This window comes from Nonomuraea sp. NPDC049649, from assembly GCF_040675175.1.
In the GTDB taxonomy this organism is placed as follows: Bacteria; Actinomycetota; Actinomycetes; order Streptosporangiales; family Streptosporangiaceae; genus Nonomuraea.
This window is the reverse complement of sequence record NZ_JBFAOH010000051.1, coordinates 1-24,027: the sequence shown is the minus strand read 5'-3', so window position 1 is coordinate 24,027 and position 24,027 is coordinate 1. Positions and strand designations below refer to the sequence as shown.

23 protein-coding genes and 1 pseudogene are annotated in these 24,027 nt (G+C 70.4%); 14 read left to right on the top strand and 10 right to left on the bottom strand.

What is annotated here, in order from left to right:
* Window positions 1–108: 108 nt before the first annotated feature.
* Window positions 109–561 (bottom strand): MaoC family dehydratase, encoded by a 453-nt coding sequence (locus tag AB0J42_RS34370; RefSeq protein WP_364302031.1) that lies wholly within the window; start codon window positions 559–561, stop codon window positions 109–111.
* A 147-nt stretch (window positions 562–708) separates the two neighbouring features.
* On the opposite strand from AB0J42_RS34370, the gene AB0J42_RS34365 reads away from it, so the two are divergent.
* Window positions 709–1,761, top strand: coding sequence for an MBL fold metallo-hydrolase (locus tag AB0J42_RS34365; protein ID WP_364302029.1), 1,053 nt, complete (start codon window positions 709–711; stop codon window positions 1,759–1,761).
* Window positions 1,758–2,207, top strand: a complete 450-nt coding sequence (locus AB0J42_RS34360) for a MaoC/PaaZ C-terminal domain-containing protein (RefSeq protein WP_364302027.1) — start codon at window positions 1,758–1,760, stop codon at window positions 2,205–2,207. The genes AB0J42_RS34365 and AB0J42_RS34360 overlap by 4 nt, the downstream gene beginning before the upstream one ends.
* A gap of 48 nt (window positions 2,208–2,255) precedes the next feature.
* Here AB0J42_RS34360 and AB0J42_RS34355 read toward each other — a convergent pair whose 3' ends face one another.
* From AB0J42_RS34355 to AB0J42_RS34335, 5 genes are all read right to left on the bottom strand, one after another.
* Window positions 2,256–3,449 (bottom strand): acyl-CoA dehydrogenase family protein, encoded by a 1,194-nt coding sequence (locus AB0J42_RS34355; RefSeq protein ID WP_364302026.1) that lies wholly within the window; start codon window positions 3,447–3,449, stop codon window positions 2,256–2,258.
* 19 nt (window positions 3,450–3,468) lie between these two features.
* Entirely contained in the window at window positions 3,469–5,031 is a 1,563-nt protein-coding gene (locus AB0J42_RS34350) for an acyl-CoA carboxylase subunit beta (RefSeq protein WP_364302023.1), read from the bottom strand.
* 98 nt (window positions 5,032–5,129) lie between these two features.
* Window positions 5,130–5,456: an EthD family reductase gene (locus tag AB0J42_RS34345; protein WP_364302021.1), complete on the bottom strand. Its 327-nt coding sequence runs from the start codon at window positions 5,454–5,456 to the stop codon at window positions 5,130–5,132.
* Window positions 5,453–6,061: a TetR/AcrR family transcriptional regulator gene (locus AB0J42_RS34340; RefSeq protein ID WP_364302019.1), complete on the bottom strand. Its 609-nt coding sequence runs from the start codon at window positions 6,059–6,061 to the stop codon at window positions 5,453–5,455. The genes AB0J42_RS34345 and AB0J42_RS34340 overlap by 4 nt, the downstream gene beginning before the upstream one ends.
* Window positions 6,062–6,138: 77 nt before the next feature.
* Entirely contained in the window at window positions 6,139–7,050 is a 912-nt protein-coding gene (locus tag AB0J42_RS34335; RefSeq protein ID WP_364302017.1) for an LLM class F420-dependent oxidoreductase, read from the bottom strand.
* A 128-nt stretch (window positions 7,051–7,178) separates the two neighbouring features.
* Here AB0J42_RS34335 and AB0J42_RS34330 point away from each other — a divergent pair, with 128 nt between their 5' ends.
* Window positions 7,179–7,664 (top strand): pyridoxamine 5'-phosphate oxidase family protein, encoded by a 486-nt coding sequence (locus AB0J42_RS34330; RefSeq protein ID WP_364302015.1) that lies wholly within the window; start codon window positions 7,179–7,181, stop codon window positions 7,662–7,664.
* 31 nt (window positions 7,665–7,695) lie between these two features.
* On the opposite strand, the gene AB0J42_RS34325 is transcribed toward AB0J42_RS34330, so the two are convergent.
* Complete coding sequence (locus AB0J42_RS34325; protein ID WP_364302013.1) at window positions 7,696–8,838, bottom strand: CaiB/BaiF CoA-transferase family protein; 1,143 nt, start codon at window positions 8,836–8,838, stop codon at window positions 7,696–7,698.
* Entirely contained in the window at window positions 8,835–9,713 is an 879-nt protein-coding gene (locus AB0J42_RS34320; protein ID WP_364302011.1) for a CoA ester lyase, read from the bottom strand. Before AB0J42_RS34320 ends, AB0J42_RS34325 begins: the two co-directional genes overlap by 4 nt.
* Window positions 9,714–9,801: 88 nt before the next feature.
* On the opposite strand from AB0J42_RS34320, the gene AB0J42_RS34315 reads away from it, so the two are divergent.
* From AB0J42_RS34315 to AB0J42_RS34275, 9 genes are all read left to right on the top strand, one after another.
* Complete coding sequence (locus AB0J42_RS34315; RefSeq protein WP_364302009.1) at window positions 9,802–10,227, top strand: cupin domain-containing protein; 426 nt, start codon at window positions 9,802–9,804, stop codon at window positions 10,225–10,227.
* Window positions 10,224–11,993: an acetyl-CoA carboxylase biotin carboxylase subunit gene (locus AB0J42_RS34310; protein ID WP_364302007.1), complete on the top strand. Its 1,770-nt coding sequence runs from the start codon at window positions 10,224–10,226 to the stop codon at window positions 11,991–11,993. Before AB0J42_RS34315 ends, AB0J42_RS34310 begins: the two co-directional genes overlap by 4 nt.
* 18 nt (window positions 11,994–12,011) lie before the next feature.
* A complete protein-coding gene (locus AB0J42_RS34305; RefSeq protein ID WP_364302005.1) occupies window positions 12,012–13,532 on the top strand; it encodes an AMP-binding protein in 1,521 nt (506 codons plus the stop codon).
* The gene (locus AB0J42_RS34300) at window positions 13,532–14,338 is read left to right on the top strand and encodes a fumarylacetoacetate hydrolase family protein (protein ID WP_364302002.1); all 807 of its coding nucleotides are present in this window, start codon (window positions 13,532–13,534) and stop codon (window positions 14,336–14,338) included. The genes AB0J42_RS34305 and AB0J42_RS34300 overlap by 1 nt, the downstream gene beginning before the upstream one ends.
* Window positions 14,339–14,474: 136 nt before the next feature.
* Window positions 14,475–15,725, top strand: a complete 1,251-nt coding sequence (locus tag AB0J42_RS34295; protein ID WP_364302000.1) for an ABC transporter substrate-binding protein — start codon at window positions 14,475–14,477, stop codon at window positions 15,723–15,725.
* Window positions 15,726–15,783: 58 nt separating this feature from the next.
* Entirely contained in the window at window positions 15,784–16,659 is an 876-nt protein-coding gene (locus AB0J42_RS34290; protein WP_364301998.1) for a branched-chain amino acid ABC transporter permease, read from the top strand.
* Window positions 16,660–16,680: 21 nt separating this feature from the next.
* Window positions 16,681–18,528: a branched-chain amino acid ABC transporter ATP-binding protein/permease gene (locus AB0J42_RS34285; protein ID WP_364301996.1), complete on the top strand. Its 1,848-nt coding sequence runs from the start codon at window positions 16,681–16,683 to the stop codon at window positions 18,526–18,528.
* Complete coding sequence (locus AB0J42_RS34280; protein ID WP_364301994.1) at window positions 18,515–19,234, top strand: ABC transporter ATP-binding protein; 720 nt, start codon at window positions 18,515–18,517, stop codon at window positions 19,232–19,234. The genes AB0J42_RS34285 and AB0J42_RS34280 overlap by 14 nt, the downstream gene beginning before the upstream one ends.
* A gap of 313 nt (window positions 19,235–19,547) precedes the next feature.
* Window positions 19,548–21,002 (top strand): SulP family inorganic anion transporter, encoded by a 1,455-nt coding sequence (locus AB0J42_RS34275; RefSeq protein WP_364301993.1) that lies wholly within the window; start codon window positions 19,548–19,550, stop codon window positions 21,000–21,002.
* A gap of 6 nt (window positions 21,003–21,008) precedes the next feature.
* Here AB0J42_RS34275 and AB0J42_RS34270 read toward each other — a convergent pair whose 3' ends face one another.
* Window positions 21,009–21,617, bottom strand: coding sequence for a TetR family transcriptional regulator (locus AB0J42_RS34270; protein WP_364301992.1), 609 nt, complete (start codon window positions 21,615–21,617; stop codon window positions 21,009–21,011).
* Between AB0J42_RS34270 and AB0J42_RS34265 the strand changes: the two genes are divergently transcribed.
* Window positions 21,573–21,914, top strand: a complete 342-nt coding sequence (locus AB0J42_RS34265; protein WP_364302063.1) for a 2Fe-2S iron-sulfur cluster-binding protein — start codon at window positions 21,573–21,575, stop codon at window positions 21,912–21,914. The two genes, AB0J42_RS34270 and AB0J42_RS34265, sit on opposite strands and share 45 nt — an antisense overlap.
* A 3-nt stretch (window positions 21,915–21,917) precedes the next feature.
* Here the strand turns inward: AB0J42_RS34265 and AB0J42_RS34260 are convergent, their stop codons facing one another.
* Window positions 21,918–23,429, bottom strand: a complete 1,512-nt coding sequence (locus AB0J42_RS34260) for a PQQ-dependent sugar dehydrogenase (protein ID WP_364301990.1) — start codon at window positions 23,427–23,429, stop codon at window positions 21,918–21,920.
* A gap of 221 nt (window positions 23,430–23,650) precedes the next feature.
* On the opposite strand from AB0J42_RS34260, the pseudogene AB0J42_RS34255 reads away from it, so the two are divergent.
* Window positions 23,651–23,935: pseudogene (locus AB0J42_RS34255) on the top strand (IMP dehydrogenase); the annotation flags it as partial.
* Window positions 23,936–24,027 lie beyond the last annotated feature (92 nt).

Genomic DNA, 24,027 nt, shown 5'->3' with positions numbered 1-24,027 from the left:
TTCCGCACGAGGGGAGCAAGCGCACCATCACGGTAACCAGCGGACGCCCGTTTCCGAACGGGACACGCCCGCCCGGTACGTCCGCGGTTACCGTGCGGAGGGAACGCTCTAGGCGGCGGGCCGCCGGTGGAAGAGGGCGCTGCGCACCACCCGGCTGACCAGCTCATCGCGCTGGTTCAGGCCCCGGTGCTCCAGCTTGACGATCCCCTGGGTGGGGCGGGACTTCGACTCGCGAGCCTCCAGGACGGTGGAGACCACGCGGATGGTGTCGCCGTGGAAGACCGGGGCCGGCATCTCGACCACCTCGTAGCCGAGGTTGGCGACCGTGGTGCCCAGCGAGATGTCGGTCACGCTCAGGCCGATCACCAGAGAGAGCGTGAACAGGCCGTTCACGACCCGGGTGCCGAACTCCGACTCCTTGGCGAACTCCTCGTCCAGGTGGAGAGGCTGCGGGTTCATGGTCAGCGTGCTGAACAGGACGTTGTCCGACTCGGTGACGGTCCTCCTGATCGGGTGCTCGATCACCAGCCCCGGCGTGAGCTCCTCGTACCACAGCCCCATAGGGGTCTCCTTCCCATTACGAACGAACGATCGCTAGTATAGCTGTGCGGCCTTCTCCGCACAGGGGCAGGCCACTCTGCAACGAACGCTCGATTGTTCGGAGGTGTTGGCGCTGAAGCACGCATACACGCCGGTGGGGCCGGTGCCATGAGGCGCGCTGAGCGGATCGACGATGCGGACCGCCGCGCCTGGGAGGAGCCCGGCGTCTACCGTGTCGCCTCGGGAGTGCACCGCATCCCGCTGCCGATCCCCGAGGACGGCCTCCGGGCGGTCAACGTGTACGTCGTGGAGGGCGAGCACGGGCTGACCCTCATCGACGCGGGCTGGGCCGTGCCCGAGTCCCGGGCCCTGCTCGGCGACGCGCTGGCGGCTCTCTCGTACAAGGTGGGCGATGTGTCGGACATCCTGGTCACCCACATCCATCACGACCACTACTCACAGGGCGTGACCCTGCGCGGAGAGACCGGGTGCAGGCTCCGCCTCGGCGAACACGAGCGGCACTCCCTGGAGGTGCTGAGCGCCGGTGAGGAGAAGGAGGGCGCCGCCCAGATCGCCCAGCTCCGCCGGCACGGCGGCGACGACGTGATCCGGGCGCTGGACGCGATCGGCTACGGCGACGACTCCGATCCCGCCAAATGGGAGGCACCCGACGAGTGGGTCGCCGACGGGCGGCTGTTCGAGGTGGGCCGCGCCCGGCTGCGCGCCCTCCACACCCCCGGCCACACCGTCGGTCACCTCGTCTTCGACGACGCGGACCGGGGCCTGCTGTTCACCGGCGACCACGTGCTGCCGCAGATCACCCCCTCGATCGGGTACGAGAGCAGGGGAGGCAGGCTGCCGCTGCGCGACTTCATGGAGTCGCTGCGGGCTGTCCTCGCCCTGCCCGACCGGCTCATGCTTCCGGCACACGGGCCGGTGACCTCCAGCACGCACGCGCGGGCCGCCGAGCTGCTGGCCCATCACGAGCAACGGCTGGACGCGTGTGCGGCCCTGCTCGGCAGCCGGCCGCGCACCGCGTACGAGATCGCCGGCGGCCTGGGCTGGACCAGGCGCGAGCGCCGGTTGAGCGAACTCGACCCGGTCAACCGGATGCTCGCCGTCTGCGAGACCGCGGCCCACCTGGAACTGCTGGCCGTCACCGGCCGGTGCACCCGCACGGAACAGGACGGCGTCGTCCGCTATCGACAGGAGACATCGTGACCACGCTCCCCGGCTACCTCCGCCCCGGTGACACCGTCACCACGCAGGCCACCACCGTCACCGAGTCCCACGTCGTCTCGTGGGCCTCGCTCACCGGCGACTGGCTGCCGATCCACACCGACCGCGAGTACGCCGCGCGCAGCCGGTTCGGGGAGCGGATCGCGCACGGGCCGCTCACGCTGGCCCTCGCGCTCGGGCTCAGCACGCAGACGGACGTCATCGACGGCGACCGGACCACGGCCTGGCTCGGCATGCACGACCTGCGCGCGCTCGCCCCCGTGCTGATCGGCGACACGATCAGGGCGGTGGTGGAGGTGGCTGAGGTGCGGCCGTCCAAGCAGGAGGGCCGGTTCGTGGTACGGCTCGCGTACCGCGTGCTCAACCAGCGCGACGAGGACGTGATGACGTTCACCAGCGTGCTGATGATGTCCGCCGAGGCGCCCTGACACGACGAGGGCCGGTCCCACCCGGGACCGGCCCTCACCGCGTACGGGTCAGAACGAGCGGGGGAGCTCCAGCAGCCGCTCGCCCAGGTAGTTGCGGACCATGTCGTTGGCGAGCGGGGCGAACACCCACAGCCGGACATCCCTGAACCAGCGCTGCATCGGGTACTCGCGGCTGAACCCGGCGCCGCCCAGGATCTCCATCCCGTCCTGGGTGACCTTGACGGCCGCCTCCGATGCGGCGATCTTGGCCATGGACGACAGCAGGTCGGCCCGCCCACCTGCCGCCTCGACGGCCGCCGCGCGGGCCAGCAGCGAGCGCGCGGACTCGATCGCGAGCGCCCCGTCGACCAGCCGGTGCTGCACGGCCTGGAAGGCGCCCAGGGTCGAGCCGAACGCGGCCCGCTCTCGCGCGTACTCCACGGCGAAGTCGAGAGCGCCGGTGGCCGCGCCGATCGAGCCCGCGGCGGCGTTGATCCGTTCCCGGTTCAGCGTCGAGACCACCTGACGGAAACCGGAGCCGACGTCGCCGATGACCGCGTCGCCCGGCAGCGCCACGTCGTCGAAGAACACCTCGCAGGTGTCGAGCCCGTGCACGGCGACCGTGGGCAGCTCGCGGATCTGCAGGCCGGGCGTGCCCGCGGGCATCAGGAACATAGTCACGCCGTCCACTGACGACCCCTGGACCGGTGCGGTCCTGGCCAGCACGATGAGCGCGTCCGCCCGCAGCGCTCCTGAGATCCACGTCTTCTGGCCGGACAGCACCCATCCGTCGCCGTCGCGCCGCGCGGTGGTGCGCATGGCGCGGGCGATGTCAGTGCCGCCACCGGGCTCCGACAGCGCGAAGGACATCTTGACGGCACCGGTGTGGAGCCGGTCCAGCCACTCCTCGCGCTGCTCGGGGGAGCCGTGCGTGCCCAGGATGTGGGTGATCATGTACTGCACCACCATGTGCACCGCCATGGAGGTGGGGCCGGCGGCGAGCTCCTCGATGACGACGATCTGGTCGCGGATGTCGCCCAGCCCGCCGTGATCGGGATGTCCGCCGATGGCGTGCACCCCGAGCGCGCGCATCGCCTCGTGCAGTTTGTCGTCGAACCGCTCCTGCTCGTCGAGGCGGAGCACCTCGTCGACCGGGCTGGTCGCGCCGATGAGTCTGCGCAGCTCCGTCCGGAGCTCGGCCCGTTCGGGAGTGTCCGCGGCGGGGTCGGCCTGTCTGCCTGCGGCGTCGGTGAGTGGTCTCATGTGGCTGCTCCGGGATCTCTCATACGGGGTAGACACCGTTACGGCGGGCCGGCGGCGTCTTGCGCTTGCGCCGGTAGACGTCGAACCGGTGAATCAGTTCACGCCGCAGGTCCTCATAGCTGACGACGGCCTCCACGGCGTTCTCGTTCGCGATCTGGAAGACGTCGATCTGCTGCTCGTACTCGGCGCGCAGCTCGGTCACCAGCTGCTGCCGTTCCTTCTCGTCCTCGATCGCCATCACCCGGTTGTAGTGGATGCCGGCGATGGCGGCCTCCGGGCCGAGCAGGGCCGGCTTGGCGGTGGGCAGGGCGAGTACCGCGTCGGGGTTCATCGGACTGCCCGACATGCCCAGGTAACCACCCCCGTAGGCCTTCCTGACGATCACCGCGATCCTCGGCACGCGGCTCTCGGCGACGGCGAACAGCATCTTCGCCCCGTGCCGGATGATGCCCTCCTTCTCGGCCACCGTGCCGAGCATGTAGCCGGGGACGTCGATGAGGAAGAGCAGCGGCACGTTGTACGCGTTGCACATCCAGACGAACCGGGCCGCCTTGTCGGAGGAGTCGCTGAACAGCACCCCCGCCTTGACTGCCGACTGGTTGGCCACGATGCCGACGGGAGAGCCGTTCAAGCGGGCGAAGCCGGTCACCAGCTCGGGCGCGAACAGCTCCTTGTGCTCGAAGAACGAGTCGCAGTCGACGACGGCCTCGATCAGCTCGCGCACGTCGTACGGGACGGCCTGGTCCTCGGGGACGATGTCGCGCAGCGACTCGGTCGGCCGGGGCTCCCTGGGCGCCGCCACCGGCGGCGTCGACCGCCAGCTCGACGGCAGATAGGAGAGGTAGAGGCGGATGGCCGCGATGGCCTCCTCCTCGGTCTCGGCGAGCAGGTCGCTGAGACCGGAGACGCGGCTGTGCAGGTCGGCGCCGCCCATCTCCTCCAGCGACACCGACTCGCCGGTCACCATCTCGGCGACGCGGGGCGAGCCGATGTAGGCGGTGGCGGTGCCGCGCACCATGATGATCACGTCGCACAGGGCGGGCACGTATGCCGAGCCGGCGGGGGAAGGGCCGAACAGGGCGCAGATCTGCGGGACCCGGCCGGAGATCTGCACCTGGTTGTAGAAGATGTTGCCCCAGGCGTGGCGGCCGGCGTAGCTCTCGAACTGCTCGTCGATGCGGGCCCCCGCCGCGTCCACGAGGTAGACCAGGGGCAGTTCCAGCTCGTCGGCGAGGAGCTGCATCCGAGTGATCTTCTCGAAGGTGCGCTTGCCCCAGGTGCCGGCCTTGACCGTGTAGTCGTTGGCGATCACGCACACCCGGCGCCCGTCGACGGTGCCGATGCAGGTGACCACGCCGTCGGCGGGCAGGCCGTCGGCGTGCCGGGCGAGCAGGCCGTCCTCGAAGTCCTCGATGTCGTCGAGAAGCAGCCGGAGCCGGTCGCGTACGAGCAGCTTGCCGGCGGCCTCGTGCTTCTGGCGGTTCTTCTCGCTGCCGCCGAGCCGGGCGGCCCGCAGGCGGGCCTGGAGCTCCTCGTGGATGTCCGCTTGCGGCGAGGGATCGAGGGGAACAGCGGAAGTCATAGGTGTTCGTCCCATCAGACACGGGTGCGGGCGGGAGCAGCTACGTTCACGCACGTCAGAAAGCTGCTCGACCAGGATTACCTACGAACGCTCGTTCGTCAAGCGGCCGACGAAGGCGACAGAAGATCCGTCTCGGAGGCCAGGAACCACTCCAGCTCCCCGATGAAGGCCTCCTCGTGCTCGCGTAGCGGATCGGCCTCCGGGCTCTCGAAGGCGGCCTTGACCGCGCGCACGTCGTCGAACCAGAGCTCGGCGCAGCCGTCCCAGGGCCATGTTTTACGGTGCTCGATCGCCGGGTTCTGCCGGTAGCCGCGCAGGCCGGGCAGGGCGAGTACCAGCGGGGGATGCTCCTCCTGCCAGAACCTCAGGAACTCCTCACGGCTGAGGCCCGGCTTACGGCGGATGAGGGCGACGACTTTGATCATTTCTTCTCCAGGTTCGCGGTGGGTGCGTAGGCGGCCAGCAGGCTGTCGATGACCTCGTCGAGGGGGAGCCGGCCGTCCTCCCGGTACCAAGAGGCGACGTGGACGCAGATCGCCACACCGGCGTACGCGGCCATCTTGACGTCGGGCACGGAGATGGTGCCGGCGTTCACGCACTCCTGGAGCGCCGACTCCAGCATGCGCTCGTAGCGGTCACGCAGCTCGATCACCCGGGCCCGGTTCTCGTCGGACAGCGAGCGCAGCTCGGTGTTGCCGACCAGGGCCTCCAGCCGGTGCTCGGCATGGAACCTGATGCCCTCTCTCATGAACGCCAGCAGCCGTTCCTGTGGAGTGGCGGCGGCCGCGACCCGGCGCTCGGTGACGCTGATGAGCTGCTGCATGACCTCGGTCATGATGGTCGCGAGCAACTGCTCCTTGCTCTTGATGTGGTTGTAGAGGCTGGCGACCTGCAGTCCGACCGCGTCGGCCAGCTGTCGCTGCGAAGTGGCCTCGAAGCCCTGGCGGTGGAAAAGCTCCACGGCCGCGCTGCGGATGGCCACGGCGGTGGGGACCGTGCTGTCGCGCGATCCTCGGGTGGTTGCGGCCATACTTTTCGTCCTCTCTCTCGGGGTGGTTCGCCGGTCTCTGATCATCGGCCGACAAGGACCATACTGTTACCGGTGACCTAGAGAGCGGCGTTCAATTCGCGCAGCCGGTGCAGGGTCTCCTCGGCCCGGTTCGCCGAGCGCCAGCTCAGGTCGAAGGTCAGGCGGGTGGCGCCGGCCGCGACCAGCTCGCCGAGATACTCCTCGAAGGCGGAGGTGAAGACGTCGCGCGCCCGGGCTGCCACCCGGAGGGTGATGTCCAGGTCGTCCGGCTCCTTGCCGGCCGCGGCCGCCTCGGCGCGCAGGGTCTCCACCACCCGGCGCAGATGCCCGGGATCCATCCGGCCGCCGGTGATCGTGCCGAGCCAGCCGTCGCCGCGTGAAGCGGCCCGCCGAAGCGCGGCCGGCGACTCGCCGCCGATGAGGATCGGCATCCGCTCCTGGACCGGCACGGGGTTGGCGTGCACGCCCGAAGGCACCGTGAACGGACCGTACTCACCCGCGGGAGGCCTGCCCGTCCAGGTGGCGCGCATGAGGTTGATGGCCGCGTCCATCCGCTTGCCCCGGGCGGTGAACGGCACACCGAGCGCATCGAACTCCTCGGCCAGCCAACCTGCCCCGGCACCCATGGTGACCCGGCCCCCGCTGAGCCGGTCGAGGGTGGCGAGCTGCTTGGCCAGCATGATCGGATGCCGGTGGGGGAGCACGGCCACGCTCACGCCGAGCCGGGTCGTGGTGGTGACCGCGGCGAGGAATGAGAGCACGACCACCCAGTCGTACCAGTCGGCGTCGGCGGGCAGATAGAACTCGCCCGTCTCGCTGAACGGGTAGCGGGAGCGCGGCTTCTCGATCAGCACGGTGTGGTCGCTGACCCAGAGGCTCTCGAAGCCGTGCCGGTCGATCATCGCGGCCATGCCGCGCATCCCGAGGCCGCCGGTGTCGTGCTCGCCCGGCGGCAGATGGACGCCGAAGTGGCAGGTGGTACGGGTCACAGCTGTCCTCTCGCCGTCATCGGTTATGCTAACGAACGATCGTTAGGAGTGTACATGTCTGCACTGTCTCTCGCCCCCTCTTCTCACCGGCTCGTGCCCGGAAGCCCGGCCACCATCGGAGCGGGCCGATGAGCGAAGGACGCACCTCATGGGAACCCCGCCCCGGGCTCAGGCACGGCTCACGGCTCGCCATGACCGCCGCGGAGGTGGACGACTTCCTTGCAGGCCAGCGGACCTGCCGAGTGGCGACCGTGGGCCCGGACGGCCGGCCGCACGTCAGCCCGCTCTGGTTCGCCTGGGACGGCTCGAGCATCTGGCTGTGCTCACTGGTGAGGAGCCGGCGGTTTTCCGACCTGGTCGCGGAGCCGCGGGTGGCGCTCGTCGTGGACGCTGGCGAGGAGTACGGCGAACTGCGCGGGGTGGAGATCCGAGGGTCCGCGCAGGTCGTCGGTCCCGTGCCGTGGGACGGCGTGGTGACGCCCGAGCTGGCGGAGGCGGAGCGGCTGTTCGCGGAGAAGTATCCCGAGCAACGGCACGTCCGCAGGAAGGGCCGCCACGCGTGGGTACGGGTCGAGCCGGACAGCATGAGCACCTGGGACTTCCGTAAGGGCTGATCCGGGGCGCGCCGTCGGCGCGCCTTCCGGTTCACCAGGACGCCGGGCCGACCGCGCCGCTCTCCAGGAGACGGTCGATCTCCGCGGGGCTGAGGTCGTGCTCGGCGAGAAGAGCGCGGACGTCCGTGCTCGACGGCTCGGCGTGCGCCGCGGAGACCGCCGGGGTGCCGGTGAAACGGGGCGCGGGAGCGGCGTGCCCGTCCACGTACGTGCCGCGCGCCTCCAGGTGCGGATGGCGCATGGCCTCCTGGGCCGAGAGGACCGGCGTGACGCAGGCGTCGCGCCCGTCGAACACCTCCTCCCAGTGCGCCCGGGGGTGCTCCGCAAAGGCCGCGGAGAGGACCTCCGTGATGGCGGGCCAGCGGGACCGGTCCAGCCGGCCGTCCACCAGGTCGGCCCGTCCGGACAGCCCGAGCCCGTCGAGCAGGTCCAGGTAGAACGGCTCTTCCAGCGCGCCCACCGCGACGTGCCGCCCGTCCGAGCACGGGTACACGCAGTAGAAGGGCGCGCCGCCGTCCAGCAGGTTGACGCCGCGCTCCCCGGTCCACCGACCGGCGGCTGTGAGCCCGTACACGATGCTCATGAGCGAGGCGACGCCGTCCACGATCGCGGTGTCCACCACCTGGCCGCGGCCGGTGGCGCGGGCGGACAGCAGCGCGGAGGTGACGCCCAGTGCGAGGTAGAGCGCGCCGCCCGCGTAGTCGCCGAGCAGGTTGACCGGCACTGTAGGCGGGCCGTCCGCGGGGCCGATGGCGTGCAGCGCGCCGGTGAGCGCGATGTAGTTGATGTCGTGGCCGGCGGCCTGGGCCAGCGGTCCGTCTTGCCCCCAGCCGGTCATCCGCCCGTACACCAGCCGGGGGTTGGCCGCGAGGCAGTCGGCGGGGCCGAGCCCGAGGCGTTCGAGCACGCCGGGCCGGAAGCCTTCGAGAGTCACATCGGCACGGGCCACCAGCCGCTTGGCCACGGCCACGCCGTCGGGCGACTTCAGGTTCACGGCGAGGAAGCGCCTGCCCCGGTCGATCACCGGGTTGTGCGGGTTGGTGGGGGCGGCGGGGCCGGGACGGCGCAGGGTGATCACGTCCGCGCCGAGGTCGGCCAGCGTCATCGCACAGAAGGGCACCGGCCCCTGTCCGCCCAGCTCGACCACGCGCACCCCGTGCAGCGGGCCGCTCATGAGCCCGCGAGTCCCAGCATCTGACGGGCGGTCTGGACGTGGGCGATGTCGATGTGCTCGCCCTCGAAGTCCACCGCCGCGCGGCCCTGGGCTTCGGCCGCCTCGAAGGCCGCCACCATCCGCCGGTAGCGGTCCAGCTCCTCATCGGTCAGCCCATACGTGGCGTTGATCGTCGCGACGTGCGACGGGTGCAGGAGCACCTGCCCGCGGAAGCCGAGCCGGCGGTTCTGCGCGGTGAACGTGGCGAGCCCGTCGAGGTCGTGCACGTCCTGCCAGATCCCGCAGATCGGGTGGGTGATGCCCGCGGCGCGGCAGGCGACCAGGGCACGGCTGCGCAGGTAGAGCGTCTCCAGGCCCTCCAGCGTCCACTCGAAGCCGATCTCCCGTGCGATGTCCGCGCCCTTGGCCGCGGCGACCAGTAGCGACGCGACACGTGGGGTGGCCGAGGCCAGTTGCTCGCAGTTGGCCACCGACTGGGCGGTCTCCAGTGTCGGCACCAGCCCGACCGAGCCCGGCTCCACTCCGTGCTCGGACTCGAAGTACCCGACCAGCGCGTCGAAGCGGATGACGTCCTCGGCTGTGTAGATCATCGGGAGCAGCAGCGCGTCGACGCCGGGCCGTACCACGGCCGCCAGGTCCTTGCCCACGTGCGGGGTGCCGAGTCCGTTGGGCCGGACGATCACGCCGACGTCGGCGTGTTCGGCGCGGAGCCGGGCCACCGACTCGGCCACGGTCTGCCTGGCCTCGGCCTTGAGCTGCTCCGGGACGGCGTCCTCCAGGTCCAGGATGACCGCGTCGGTGCCGGCGCGGACCGCCTTGTCCACCCAGTCGCCGCGGTGACCCGGCACGAAGAGCAGGGACTTGTAGGGCTTCATCGCGGCTCCGTCCGGGGGTGTCTTGACATGGGAGTTGGCATGCGCCAAGAATACGAACGATCGCTCGTTTGTCAAAGGAGGGGAAACTGTGGACCGGCTCCGCTTCGACCTCAGCCCGACCCGCATCCTCGCGGCCGAGATCACCACGGACACCAGTCAGAGCGACGGTGCCATCCGAGTGGCCGGCGTGCACCAGGGTGTCGGGGCCTCGGCGATCTGGCTGGGCAAGGTCAGCAACGAGCCCGCCTACCGTTCCGTGCCCCACCACCACGCCGACGCCGAGACCGCCGGCTACGTGCTCAAGGGCAAGGCCCGGATCTACTTCGGCGAGGGCTACCGCGACTACTACGACCTGGAAGAGGGCGACTTCGTGCACGTGCCGCCGTGGATGCCGCACATCGAGTGCAACCGCAGCGCCGACGCCGAGCTCGTCTGGATGACCGCCCGTACCCCCGACAACCTCGTCGTCAACCTCGACGACATCGACCTTCCCCCCTCGGAGTACACGACGTGACCGGTTCCCCCCTGTTCGGCAAGGTATTGGTCGCCAACCGGGGCGAGATCGCGGTCCGCGTCATCCGCGCCTGCCGCGACCTCGGCATCACCTCGGTCGCGGTGCACTCCGACGCGGACGCGGACGCCCTGCACGTACGCCTCGCGGACGAGGCGTACGCACTGCCGGGCACCTCGCCCGCCGACACATACCTGAACGTAGACATGATCATGAAGGCGCTGTCCGAGAGCGAGGCCTGCGCGGTGCACCCGGGCTACGGCTTCCTGTCGGAGAGCACGGTGCTGGCCGAGGCCGTCACCAAGGCGGGCAAGGTGTTCATCGGTCCGCCCACCGAGGCCATCTCCGTCATGGGCAGCAAGGTCACCGCCCGGCAGGCGGCCGAACGCGCCGGCGTGCCGCTCGTCCCCGGCAGCGACGGCCCGGTCACCTCGGGTGACGACGTGCGCGCCTTCGGCGACCGGCACGGCTACCCGATCGCGGTCAAAGCCTCCTACGGCGGCGGCGGGCGCGGCATGCGCATCGTGCGCGACGGCGCGGAGGCCGACGAGGCGGTGGCGGCCGCCCAGCGGGAGGCTCAGGCCTACTTCGGGCAGCCGGAGATCTACCTGGAGCGCTACCTGGAGCGCCCCCGCCACGTCGAGGTGCAGATCGTCGCCGACACGCACGGCGGTGTGATCTCGCTCGGTAACCGTGACTGCACGGTGCAGCGCCGGCACCAGAAGCTGATCGAGGAGGCGCCGTGCACGGTGATCTCCGACGCCACCCGGCGGGCCATGGACGAGGCCGCCGTGGCGCTGGCCGCGTCTGTCGGCTACGTGGGCGCGGGCACGGTCGAGTTCCTGGTCGAGGACGACGCGTTCTACTTCCTGGAGATGAACACCAGGCTCCAGGTGGAGCACCCGGTGACCGAACTGGTCACCGGCGTCGACCTGGTCGCCGAGCAGATCCGGGTGGCGGCAGGCCTGCCGCTGTCGATCCGTGCCGAGGACGTGGTCATGCGCGGTCACGCACTGGAACTGCGGATCAACGCCGAGGACCCGACCAGCGGGCTGTTCCGGCCCACTCCGGGCAAGCTCACCGAGCTGCGCCCGCCACTCGGGTTCGGGGTCAGGTTTGACGGCGGGTACGAGACCGGTGACACGGTCAGCGAGTACTACGACGGGCTGATCGGCAAGCTGATCGTGCACGCGCAGGACCGGCCCGCCGCCATCGCCCGCGCACGGAGGGCGCTGTCGGAGCTGCGGGTGTCGGGCGTGGCCACCACCCGGCCCGCTCACGACGCCGTCCTGGGGCACCCCGAGTTCGTCGGCGACCGCCACCATACGACGTGGCTGGAGACCGACGCCGACCTGGCGCACGCGCTCACCCCGGCGGAGACTGAGGCGGCCGCTCCGGAGCCGGTGGCCGACCGGTCCTTGGTTGTGGTGGCGGGTCGCGAGTACTGGATCCCCTATCACGCCGAGCCGGCAGCAGGAGCCGCGGCACCGCCTCAGGCGGCGCCCCCTCCGTCCGGATCGAGCCGGCGTCGCTCCGCCGGGATGGCGGGTTCCTCCGACGGCATCGTCCGCGCCCCCATGCAGGGCACCATCGCGGCCGTCTCCGCCCAGGTCGGCTCGGAGGTCGGTGCTGACGACGTGGTATGTGTCCTGGAAGCGATGAAGATGGAGAACCCGGTCACCGCGGGCAAGGCGGGCCGGGTCACCGAGGTCCGGGTGACGGTCGGCGCCGGTGTCTCGCCGGGCGACACACTCCTGGTCATCGAGTGATCGAGAGAGCAGGGAACCATGCGCACTACCGCTGATTTTCTCCGTCTGAACCGGCGCCGCTACCCCGACCGCATCGCCGTGGTGGACGAGAACTCTCGTATCACCTACGCGGAGCTCGCCGACCGGGCCTACGCCCTCGCGGCGGGGTTGCGGGCGGACGGGGTCCAGCGCGGCGACACGGTGGGCATCCTGGCGGGCAACTCCATCTTCGTCGTGGAGGCCTACCTGGGTGTGCTCTGCGCCGGGGCGGTGCCGGTCATGTACAACTGGCGCTGGGCCACGCCCGAGCTGGTGTTCGGGCTGAACGACTCCCGGGCCGAGCTGGTCCTGGTCGACCAGGAGTGGGCCGCGTCGCTGAAGGCGGCCCAGGACACCGGAGAGCTGCGCTTCCTGCGCCGCGTGGTGGAGGAGGGGCCGGACTACGAGGACTTCCTGGGCGAGCCGGTCGAGCCCGAGCTCACGGGTGACATGGACGCGACCAACGTCATCATGTTCACGGGCGGCACCACCGGCTTCCCCAAGGGCGTGGTGCTCTCCGAGCGCAGCGCTGTTGGCAACGGGCTCAACGAGATCATCGACACCGACATGGAGCACTCGGACGTCACGCTGCTGATCGCGCCGATGTTCCACGCCGCGTCGCTGCTGTGCTGGTTCGTGCCTCACCTGATGCTGGGCGCCACTTCGGTGCTGATGCGCCGCTTCGACGAGCGTCAGGTGGGCGAGGTGGTGCAGCGCGAGGGCGTGACCAACGGCTTCCTGGTCCCCAACATGGTGCGCAGGTTGCTCGCCGCCAACGTCTTCTCCGACTACGACTGGTCCAGCTACCGGCGCATGTACGTGGGTGGCGCGATCTTCAAGCTGCCCGACAAGACCGCCGTCCGCGACGCGCTGCCGCACGTGCGCATCTACTACCAGTACGGGCTGACCGAGGGCGGGCCGATCGTCACCCGGCTGCGCCCGGAGGACATGTTCCGTGAGGACGTCGACGGATCGATGGGGCGTGAGTTCCTCCTCGCCGAGGTGCAGCTGCGTGCCCTGGACAGCGACGAGGAGGTGCCGGTCGGCGAGGTCGGCGAGATCACCGTCCGGGCCCCCAACATCATGGACGGCTACTTCGGCAGGCCCGAGGAGACCGCCCAGGTGCTGAGCGACGACGGGTGGCTGCGTACCGGCGACCTCGCCTCCAAGGACGAGCAGGGCTACTTCTACTACCACGACCGCGCCAAGGACATGATCAAGACCGGTGGCGAGAACGTGTACTCGGCCGAGGTCGAGCGGGTGCTCTACACCCATCCCCAGGTCAGCGAGGTGGCGGTCATCGGCGTGCCGAGCTCGCAGTGGGACGAGGAGGTCTGCGCGGTCGTCGCCCTCAAGGAGGGCGCCGAGCTGAGCGACCAGGACCTGAAGGACTACTGCAGGCAGCAGCTGGCGGGCTACAAGATCCCCAAGCGCATCGCCTTCGTGGCGCCTCAGGACATGCCGGTCAACGACAGTGGCAAGATCATGAAAACCCGTCTGCGATCGATGGGGCTGTTCTGATGCGCCTGGCCACGCTGCGGACCACTGAGGGCACCCGGGCCGCCCGCCGCGAGGGGGACGTCTACGTACTGCTGGACGCCCCAGACGTCGGCGCGCTGCTGCGCGGCGCGGACCGGGCGGCCGAGGTGGGCACCGTGTCAGTCGCCGAAGCCGACTACGCGCCGCTGGTGCTCGATCCGGCCCGGATCGTCTGCGTCGGACTGAACTACCGCTCGCACATCGTGGAGATGGGACGGGACGTCCCCGAACACCCCACGCTCTTCACCAAGTTCGCGAGCACGCTCACCGGCGCCCGCGACGACCTGGTGATCCCGGCCGAGAGCGAACAGGTCGACTGGGAGGCCGAGTTGGCGGTCGTGGTCGGCCGCCCGCTTCGGCGGGCCGACGAGGACGAGGCGCTGGCGGCCATCGCCGGCTACACGGTCGCCAACGACATCTCGATGCGCGACTGGCAGTGGCGAACAGGCCAGTGGCTGCCGGGCAAGGCGTTCGACGCGACCACACCGCTGGGACCGGAACTGGTGACGCCGGAGGAGGTGGACCACGCCGCCGATCTGGAGGTCACCTGCGAGGTGGACGGCGTGGTCCGGCAGCGCGGCCGTACGTCCGATCTGGTCTTCAGCCCGGCCGCGGCGCTCGCGTACGTCAGCCGCTTCACAGCCTGGGAACCCGGTGACGTGCTGCTCACCGGCACGCCGGGCGGAGTCGGAGCGGCGTCCGGCCTGCGGCTGCTCCCGGGGTCGGTGGTGACCACCGCGGTCGAGGCGCTCGGGACGTGCGTGAACCGGTGCGTGACCGAGTCCTGAGCGGTTGCCGGACGATAACGAATTTTGAGCATGACATAAGTGCCCTTTTGGCCCTTTATTTTCCGTGATACGTTTCACGAACGGTCGTTCGTTCGCCGAGTGTGTGCCTGGCGAACCGCCCCGAAGGGAGAATCTCGTGAAGTTCGATTCGGCGTCCCGGGGCCGGCTGCGCCCCCGGCGGTGGCGTCTGGCCGCCGCGGCTCTGGTGCCTCTGCTCCTCGCCGCCTGCGGCGGCAACGGCGGTTCCTCGGAAGACGGCTCCGCCGAGCCCTACCACTTGGGGGCGCTGCTCGACCTCACGGGCTCGTACGCCGCGCTCGGCGAGGCCGAGAAGGTGGCGACCGAAGCCTTCGTGAAGAAGGTGAACGAGTCCGGCGGCGTCAACGGCCGCCAGCTCAAGCTCACCGTCGTCGACGGCCGCAGCAGCGAGTCCGACGCGGTGAGCGGCGTGCGCAAGCTGCACAGCGAAGGCGCGCTCGCCATCATCGGCCCCAGCGGCACCAGCGCGAGCATCGCCATCAAGCCGATCACCGCGAGCCTGAAGATCCCCGCGATCGGCATGGCGTCGGGCACCGCGATCGTGGAGCCGATCGAGGAGGCCAAGTGGATGTTCAAGAACTTCCCCGACATCACCCGCTCCACCCGGGCCATGCTGTCGTTCGCCAAGGGCCTCGGCGCCGAGTCCGTCGCCGTGCTCGCGCCCAACAACGCCTACGGGCAGCAGCAGGCCAAGGACGTGCCGGAGCTGGCCAAGGACTACGGGCTGACGGTCACCGGCAGCGAGCTGCACGACCCCGACGCGACCGACTTCGTCCCGCAGCTCACCAGGCTGAAGAGCGCCGACCCCGACAGCGTCATCGTCTACGGCGTCGTCCCGGGTAGCGCGGTCATCGGGCAGAACGCGAAGCAGATCGGCTTCGACGCCGAGTTCATCTACGAGCCGGGTTCCGCCTCGCCGGACTTCATCAAGGTCGGCGGGGACGCCGTCGAGGGCCGCTACGTGGTCGGGACCAAGGCGCTGGTGGCCGACAGCATCGCCGAGGACGACCCGCAGTACCAGGCGCTCCAGGACTTCGTCGCGGCGTACGGGTCCGAGCCGACCCAGTTCGCGGGCAACGGCTGGGACGCGATCACGCTGTTCACCGAGGCCATCAAGAAGACCGACCCGGACCCCTCTGACCCCGAGGCGGCCCGTACGGCCATCCGCGACGCGCTGGAGAACGAGCTCGACGGTCTGGCCGCCGTGAACGGCATCTACCGCTACTCGCCGACTGACCACTCCGGCCTCGGCAGCGAGGGGCTGGCACTGCTGCAGGTGAAGGACGGCGCCTTCCGCTTCGCGGGAGGCCTGACCGAGAGCGGCGAAGTCGTCCTCGACCAGGAATGACAGCTCGGGCGGCCTGGTCCCCCTCCCGGGCCGCCCGCCCTCGCATTGAGGCAGGAACATGAATACGCAGGACATCCTCCAGGTGATACTCACCGGGGTCACGAACGGGTCGATCTACGGCGCGATCGGGATCGGTTTCGTGGTGATCCACCGCATCACCGGCGTGATCAACTTCGGCATGGGCGACCTGGCCCTGGTCGGCGCCTTCGCCGCCGTGGTTTTCGCCCAGGTCGTGCCCCTGTGGCTGGCGGTCCCGCTCGGGATCTTGGTCGCGGCGGCGTCGTCGATGCTCGTCTACATGCTGGCGATCCGGCCGCTGCGCAAGCAGGCGCTGCTCGTCCAGGTGATCGCGACTCTCGGCGTCGCCATCGCGGTGCGTTCCCTGCTGCAGATCATCTTCGGCAGCGGCGCCTACCAGCTCCAGCCCTTCACCGCGGGTCCGGCGATCCAGATCGGCGGCGCCACGATCGCCCGCCAGGCGTTCTGGGTGGTGGCGATGACGGTGGTGCTTGTCATCCTGCTGACCGTGTTCTTCGAGAAGACCATGCTCGGGCGCGCGGTGACCGCCTGCGCGGTCAACCCCTTCGCGGCGGGCGTGGTCGGCATCAACGTCGCCCTGATGTCGGCGCTGTCGTTCGGCCTGGCCGGCGCGGCCGCCGGCACGGTCGCGATCGCGCAGACGCCGCTGTCCGTCATCACCGTGCTCGGCGGGCTCACGCTCAGCCTCAAGGGATTCGTGGCGGCGGTCCTGGGCGGTCTGGACCGGATCGGGCTGACCGTGGTCGGCGGCGTCATCCTGGGCCTGATCGAGGCCGCGACCACCATCTTCGCCGGGTCGCTCTACACCACGCTCGCCGGGCTGACCCTGCTCCTCGCCCTGCTGATCTTCCGGCCGGCGGGACTGACCCGGCTCCGGGTGTCAACGCGGGTCTAGCGATCACACAAGGAAGCTGCCGTGAACACACCACTTGTTGCCAAGTACCGCACGGCCATCGGCGTAGCGGTCGCGGTCCTCGTCGTCGCGCTCGTCCCGCTGGCCGTCGACGACACCTACACCCAGGGCCTGATCGTCAACTTCGGGATCGACGCGCTGCTCGCGCTCGGCCTGGTGCTGGTGGTCGGCTATGCCGGGCAGTTCTCACTGGCCCAGGCGGCCTTCGCCGCGATCGGCGCGTACGGCTCTGCCATCGGCACCGTGCGGCTCGGCTGGCACCCGCTCCTCTCCATGGCCGTGGCGGCGGTGGTGGCCGGCCTGCTCGTGTACGCCATCGGCCGGCCGATCCTGCGGCTGCGGGGTCACTTCCTCGCGATGGCGACGCTCGCCTTCGGCGAGATCCTCTACCTGCTGCTCACCAACTCCGAGGATCTGGGCGGATCGTCCGGTTTCGGCGGCATCCCGCCGTTCTCGGTGCTCGGGATCTCCTTCGACGATCAGCGCTCCCAGGTCTACCTCGTCCTCGTGGTGCTCGCCCTGGGGCTCTGGTTCGCGATCCGGATGAAGGCCAGCAGGGAGGGGCGCGCGCTGCGGGCGCTGCGCATCAACGAGACCGTCGCCTCCGCGCACGGTGTCGACGCCGCCCGCGCCAAGACCAAGGCGTTCGTGCTGAGCGCCGTCTTCGGCAGCGTCGCGGGCAGCCTGTATGCGCACACCATGATGTACGTCAACCCGGCGCCGTTCGGTGTCATGCACTCCGTCGAGATCCTCGTAGTGGCGGTCATCGGCGGCGTCCTCTCCCCCTGGGGGCCGTTGGTGGGCGCTGCGGTGCTGACGCTGATCCGCGAGACCAGCACCAGCGTCATCCCTGGAGTGCTAGGTGAGGGTGCGGTCGGCGCGGGCGAGGAGTTCACCGTCGGGCTGCTGCTCGTGGTGGTGCTCGTGCTCATGCCCCAGGGCGTCGTCGGCGCTCTCGGCAGCCTGCGTGCCCGGCTGTTCCCGGCCAAGGCGCCCGCCGCACCGCCCGAGCCCGCGGTCCCGGCTCCCGCGCCCGCTCCTAAGGAACCGGGCCGCGTCCGGCTCGAGGTCACAGGCCTGACCAAGCGGTTCGGCGGGGTGACCGCCGTCAGCGACGTGGACCTGACGCTGCGCGACGCCGAGATCCTGGGCGTCATCGGCCCGAACGGCGCCGGCAAGAGCACGCTCATCAACCTGCTCTCCGGTGTGCTATCTCCCACTGAAGGCAAGATCGAGCTCGACGGCGAGGACGTCACCGAGGCGCCCGCCCACAAGGTGGCGGCCAAGGGGCTCGCCCGCACCTTCCAGACGCCGGTCGTGTTCGGCGGTATGACCGTGCTGGAGACCGTGCTCGTCGGGACCTACACCATCGGCCGTGCCGGGATCGCCCGCTCGGTCGTCCCCACGCCCGGGGTGCTCCGCGAGGAGCGGGCACTGCGCGAGGCGGCCGAGGCCGCGCTGGCACGCTGCGGCCTCACGCATCTGGCGGACATGGAGGCCGACAAGCTGTCTCTGGGTCACCAGAAGATCCTGGAGATCGCCCGCGGCCTGGCGGGCAGCCCCTCCGTGCTGCTGCTGGACGAGCCGGCCGCCGGGCTGAACCGGGCCGAGAAACAGCGGATGACCGCCCTGCTCCGGGAGCTGCGGGCTGAGGGCATCGCGCTGCTGCTGGTCGAGCACGACATGGAGATGGTCATGGAACTCGTCGACCGGGCGCACGTGATCGAGTTCGGCCGGACGCTGCGGGTCGGCACCCCGGACGAGGTCCGCGAAGACCCCGAGGTCATCCGCGCCTACCTGGGGGTCGACGAGGACGAGGACGAGGAAGGATCCATCCGTGTCGATCATTGAGGTGAGCGGGCTCCGTTTCTCCTACGGTCCCGTCGAGGTGCTGCACGGCATCGACCTGCGGGTGGACGAGGGCGAGATCGTCGCCGTCATCGGCCCGAACGGTGCGGGCAAGACCACCCTGCTCAACGTGCTGGGCGGTGCGTACCGCGCCAGAACCGGCACCATCACCCTGCGCGGCGAGAATGTCACCCGCGCTTCCCAGGACGCCCTGGTGCGGCGCGGCCTGTCGCTGGTGCCCGAGGGGCGGCAGGTGTTCTCCAGCATGACGGTCGACGACAACCTGCTGCTCGGCACGTACGCGCGACGCCGGGAACTCGACGCCGATAGCCTGCGGAAGACGGTGTTCGAGCTGTTCCCCCGACTGGAGGAGCGGCGCGACCAGCTCGCGGGCACGCTCTCCGGAGGCGAGCAGCAGATGGTGGCCATCGGGCGGGCGCTCATGTCCGACCCGTCGGTCCTGCTGCTGGACGAGCCGAGCCTCGGGCTGGCGCCGCAGTTCGTCAGCCTGATCATGCGCACTATCCGGCGGCTGCGCGACGACGGCAAGACCGTGGTGCTCGTCGAACAGAACGCCAAGGCCGCGCTCCGGCTGGCCGATCGCGCGTACCTGCTGGAGCTGGGGAGCGTACGGACGAGTGGGCCGGCTCGCGAGCTGGCCGATGACCCGCGGGTGGTGGCCGTATACCTGGGCGGTGGCGACGAGTGACCCTGTCCCTCAGGTAGACGGACCCGGCCGTCCGACGGCCGGGTCGGGTGACGGCCTCGGAGCCAAGACGCGGCCCTCCACCTTCACGCGATCTCGGGGCGACTCTGGCGTTGCGGTAGGTTTGGGAGGCCACTCGCGCGACGCCGCCGCCCGGCGTCTGCTGCCAACGATCTTCTCGGGGGAACTTCGTGCCGGTCCAGCCTGCCGTTCGTCAGTGCCGCTCGGACAGCGCCCGGTGACCCCGGCGGCGTCGTGCCGCCCGCTCGCGTGAACCTACCTCTCTGGATGGACCTTGTCTGCTCTCTCCTGGCGCATGCCTGATCTCCGCCACCTCACCCCCCGCGTGCTGCGGACCGAGCTGCTGTCCGGGCTGGTCGTGGCGCTGGCGCTGATCCCGGAGGCGATCTCGTTCTCGATCATCGCCGGTGTCGACCCGAGCGTGGGGCTGTTCGCCTCGTTCACCATGGCCGTGGTGATCGCGATCGTGGGCGGCCGGTCCGCGATGATCTCGGCGGCGACGGGGGCGATCGCGCTGGTGGTCGCGCCGGTGGCGCGGGAGTACGGGCTGGCCTACCTGGTGGCCACCGTCATCCTGGGCGGGGTCTTCCAGGTGGTGCTGGGCGCGCTCGGGGTGGCCCGGCTGATGCGGTTCGTGCCGCGCAGCGTGATGGTGGGCTTCGTCAACGCGCTGGCCATCCTCATCTTCATGGCGCAGGTGCCCGAGCTGGTCGACGTGCCGTGGGTGGTCTATCCGCTGGTGGTCGGCGGGCTGGCGCTGATGGTGTTCTTCCCGCGTATCACCCGGGTGGTGCCGGCGCCGCTGGTGTCCATCGCCGTGCTCACCGCGATCACGCTGGGCGCCGGGCTGGCGGTGCCGACCGTGGGCGACCGGGGTGTGCTGCCGTCCTTCCTGCCCGTCCCGGGCCTGCCGGACGTGCCGTTCACGGTGGACACGCTCACGCTGATCGCACCGTACGCGCTCGCGCTCGCGCTGGTGGGGCTGATGGAGTCGCTGATGACCGCCAAGCTCGTCGACGACATCACCGACACCCCTTCCGGCAAGACCCGCGAGTCGATCGGCCAGGGCATCGCCAACATCGTCACCGGCTTCTTCGGCGGCATGGGCGGCTGCGCCATGATCGGCCAGACCATGATCAACGTCCGGAACGGCGCCCGCACCCGCGTCTCGACCTTCGCCGCCGGCGTCTTCCTCATGATCCTCTGCATCGTCTTCGGGCCGTGGGTGTCCCAGATCCCGATGGCGGCGCTGGTCGCGGTGATGGTGCTGGTGTCCTTCAGTACGTTCGACTGGCACTCCGTCGCCCCCGCCACGCTCCGGCGCATGCCGCTGGGCGAGACGAGCGTCATGGTCATCACCGTCGCCGTCGTGGTCGTCACCCACAACCTGGCCATCGGCGTGGTCGCGGGCAGCCTCGTCGCGATGGTCATCTTCGCCCGCCGGGTCGCCCACCTCGCCAGCGTCACCGCCGCCGTCGACCCCGACGGCACGCAGGTCGTCTACGCGGTCACCGGCGAGCTCTTCTTCGCCTCCAGCAACGACCTGGTCTCCCGGTTCGCCTACGCCACCGACCCGGACGACGTGGTGATCGACCTGACGGACGCGCACATCTGGGACGCCTCCTCGGTCGCCGCCCTGGACGCCGTGCAGGCCAAGTACGCCGCCCGCGGCAAGAAGGTCACCATCGTCGGCCTCAACCGCCCCAGCGCGGAGCTCCACGAAACCCTCGCGGGCCAGCTGACCCCGTGACGCTCGTCAGTCTGCCGGGCCGAGGCGGCGGATGAGCCGGGAGAGCTGGTCCGCGTAGCGCTCGGTGAACTCGGGTGAGGCCGGGTCCTCCCCGCAGATCGCCTCCACCAGGTGGGGGAAGACCACGCCGGCGCTGGCCGCCGCGAAGGCCGCCAGCAGCAGGCAGTCGGCGTCGAGATCGGCCGGCAGCTCACCGCGTTCCTGGCGGCGGCGCACGTCGGCCACGCGTTCGCGCATGGCCTGGGCGAACTCCGGCCCGTCCGCGGCCCGGCCTTCCAGCCCGCGCCAGGCCAGGATGCGGGCGTTGTCCGGCTGCTGGGCGTTGAGCCGGGCGAAGTGGGCGACCAGGTCGGCGAAGGGGACGTCGGCCGTCGTGTGGCTGCCTTGGTCGCGCTGCCACCGGCGGTTGATCTCCTGGTAGAGGCCTTCCTTGCCGCCGAAGTAGTAGGCGATGAGCTGCACGTTCACACCCGCCCTGGCGGCGATGGAGCCGACGCGGGCGCCTCCGTAGCCCTTCTCGGCGAACTCCTCGACCCCGCCGCCACCGTCTACGCCTGCGGCCCCGACAGCCTGCTCGCCGCGCTGGAGCGCTCGGTCCCCGCCTGCCGCCTGCACACGGAACGCTTCACTCCCCGTCCCCGCGATCCGGCCGCCCCCTTCACCGTCGAACTACGGGAAAGCGGCGAGAACCTCCACGTGCCTGCGGACCACTCCCTCCTGGAAGTGGTCCGCCGGGCACGTCCCGACCTCGACTCATCCTGCGAACAGGGCGTCTGCGGCGACTGCGCGCTCAGAGTCGTGGGCGGCACCCCCGAACACCGCGACGAGGTTCTCACCGACCGCACCCGCACCGACATCATCTATCCGTGCGTCTCGCGATCCGCGACCCCTCACCTCGTGCTCGACCTGTGACCGTCAGCCGTCCACGGCGCAGGTGTCGTTGTTGAGGGTGAACCGGGTCGGCATGGACGTGTCGCCCGTGTGTTCGGCGAGGTAGCCCATGGTGACGCTCTGGCCGGGGGCGATGGAGGCGTTGTAGGGGGCGTTGGTGGCGGTGACGACGTCGCCGCCCTGGACGAGGTCGGTGTTCCAGTCCGAGATGATGGACTGGCCGGCGGCCAGGGGGAAGCGGAGCGTCCAGCCGTCGATCGGGGTCGTGCCGGTGTTGGTGATCGTGAGGTCGACGGTCATGCCGGTGCCCCAGGTCTGGGTGGTGTAGGCGATGTGGCAGGTCGGCGTCCTGCGTTCGAAGGCGACGCGGTGCAGGCCGCCGGGCAGGTCGTTGACCACGTACAGCTCGCCTGAAGGGGTGGCGCCGAAGGCGGTGACCTGGGTGGGCATCTCGCCGAGCTGGGCCGAGGTGTAGCCGCCGGCGCCGTCCTCGCGCAGCGCCCAGACGATGGAGGAGCAGTAGTCGGTGGCGATGTAGGTGCCGCCGACCAGGTCGGCGTAGTCCTCGCCGTGGTAGACCTGGCCGCCGATGACGGCGCAGCTGCCGGTGTACGGGGAGTAGGTGAAGATCGGTTCGGTGTAGGCGGCGCCGGGGTCGCACTGGGCCTCGTCGAACACTTCGAGGCCTTCGTAGCAGGACCAGCCGAGGTTGGCGCCGGCCTGCTGCCCGGGCTTGATGTGGTTGATCTCCTCCCATCTGCCCTGGCCGACGTCGGCGATCCACATGGAGCCGTCCTCGTGGTCGAAGGAGAAGCGCCACGGGTTGCGCCCGCCGTACATCCAGATCTCGTCGCGGGCGCCCTCGACGCCGACGAACGGGTTGTCCTCGGGCACGCAGTAGGCCAGGTCGCCGCAGGTCCGGCTGACGTCGATGCGGAGGATCTTGCCGAGCAGGGTGTCGACGCGCTGGCCGGAGTCGAAGGGGTCTCCGGAGCCGCCGCCGTCGCCGATGCTCATGTAGAGGTTGCCGTCGGTGCCGAAGGTGATCTGGCCGCCGTTGTGGTTGCTGTATTCGGCGTGTTCCTGGGACAGCAGCGGTTCGAGCTGGGCGTCGTCGAGGCTGTACCGGGCCAGGGTCACGGCGCCGTCGGGCAGCGCGGTGTAGGCGAGGTAGAGGTCCTGGCTCTCGGTGAAGTCGGGGGGGAGCGCGATGCCGAGCAGGCCCCGCTCGTTGCCGGTTTCGTCCACGGATGACGTGATGTCGATGATCGGGGTGGCGTCGAGGCCGGTGTCCGGGTGGTAGACGCGGACGGTGCCGCGTTTCTCGGTGATGAGCAGCCGGTCGGTCCCGTCGTCGGGGGCGGCGATCGCGGTGGGGCGCCGCAGGCCGAAGGCGACCTGGGTGGTGACCGTGGTGATCTCTTCGAGCGGTACGGACGAGGCCGCGGCCGCTGGTGGGGTGGGTCCGGTCAGGGGGGCGAGCAGGGGCAGGGACAAGGCGAGCAGGGCAGGGGCTGCCCAGCGCTTTGCAGGCATGTCGGCTCCTTCGTCGGACGCGCCCGACGGGACGGTAGCCGCCGTCCCGCCGGGGTGCCAGGGCCGGGGCCGCGGGTTTTCCTGCGCACGGTGCTGACCAGGGGCGATGCCGAGAGGTCCGATGAAACGTACATGGCGGCGGACGGGAAAGGGGGACAAAAGGGACGTTCGCCAAGGAGATCACCATGCGTGGAGCGATCCTGTACGCGCCGCACGACGTCCGTAGCGGGTGTGTCAACCGGGTGCTCATGGGCTCGATCGGGACGCAGGCCGAGCGGGCGCGGATACCGCTCGCCGACGGCGCGCTGGTCGCGACCCCGGGCCCGCCGGAGCCAGAGCTGGTGCCGAGCCTGCTGACCGCCTCCGATGTGCTGGGCACCGGATGGTTCGGCGCCGTCGCCGCGCAGGCGGGGCCGGGCAAGACCGTCGTGGTCGTCGGCGACGGCGCGGTGGGCCTGTGCGCGGTCATGGCGGCCAGACAGCTCGGCGCGGTGCGGATCGTCGCCAGGGTCGAAGCGTTCTCAGATGGTGAGACCGAGTAGCTGAAGGCCGTCGGCTGGGTGGCTGCGGTAGTGATCGGTGGCGGCGGCGATGTTGG

Coding starts and splice junctions, on each gene's coding strand:
- AB0J42_RS34370 (WP_364302031.1), bottom strand. CDS start 561: ATGGGGCTGTGGTACGAGGAGCTCACGCCGGGGCTGGTGATCGAGCAC.
- AB0J42_RS34365 (WP_364302029.1), top strand. CDS start 709: ATGAGGCGCGCTGAGCGGATCGACGATGCGGACCGCCGCGCCTGGGAG.
- AB0J42_RS34355 (WP_364302026.1), bottom strand. CDS start 3,449: ATGAGACCACTCACCGACGCCGCAGGCAGACAGGCCGACCCCGCCGCG.
- AB0J42_RS34350 (WP_364302023.1), bottom strand. CDS start 5,031: ATGACTTCCGCTGTTCCCCTCGATCCCTCGCCGCAAGCGGACATCCAC.
- AB0J42_RS34345 (WP_364302021.1), bottom strand. CDS start 5,456: ATGATCAAAGTCGTCGCCCTCATCCGCCGTAAGCCGGGCCTCAGCCGT.
- AB0J42_RS34340 (WP_364302019.1), bottom strand. CDS start 6,061: ATGGCCGCAACCACCCGAGGATCGCGCGACAGCACGGTCCCCACCGCC.
- AB0J42_RS34330 (WP_364302015.1), top strand. CDS start 7,179: ATGAGCGAAGGACGCACCTCATGGGAACCCCGCCCCGGGCTCAGGCAC.
- AB0J42_RS34325 (WP_364302013.1), bottom strand. CDS start 8,838: ATGAGCGGCCCGCTGCACGGGGTGCGCGTGGTCGAGCTGGGCGGACAG.
- AB0J42_RS34320 (WP_364302011.1), bottom strand. CDS start 9,713: ATGAAGCCCTACAAGTCCCTGCTCTTCGTGCCGGGTCACCGCGGCGAC.
- AB0J42_RS34305 (WP_364302005.1), top strand. CDS start 12,012: ATGCGCACTACCGCTGATTTTCTCCGTCTGAACCGGCGCCGCTACCCC.
- AB0J42_RS34300 (WP_364302002.1), top strand. CDS start 13,532: ATGCGCCTGGCCACGCTGCGGACCACTGAGGGCACCCGGGCCGCCCGC.
- AB0J42_RS34290 (WP_364301998.1), top strand. CDS start 15,784: ATGAATACGCAGGACATCCTCCAGGTGATACTCACCGGGGTCACGAAC.
- AB0J42_RS34275 (WP_364301993.1), top strand. CDS start 19,548: ATGCCTGATCTCCGCCACCTCACCCCCCGCGTGCTGCGGACCGAGCTG.
- AB0J42_RS34260 (WP_364301990.1), bottom strand. CDS start 23,429: ATGCCTGCAAAGCGCTGGGCAGCCCCTGCCCTGCTCGCCTTGTCCCTG.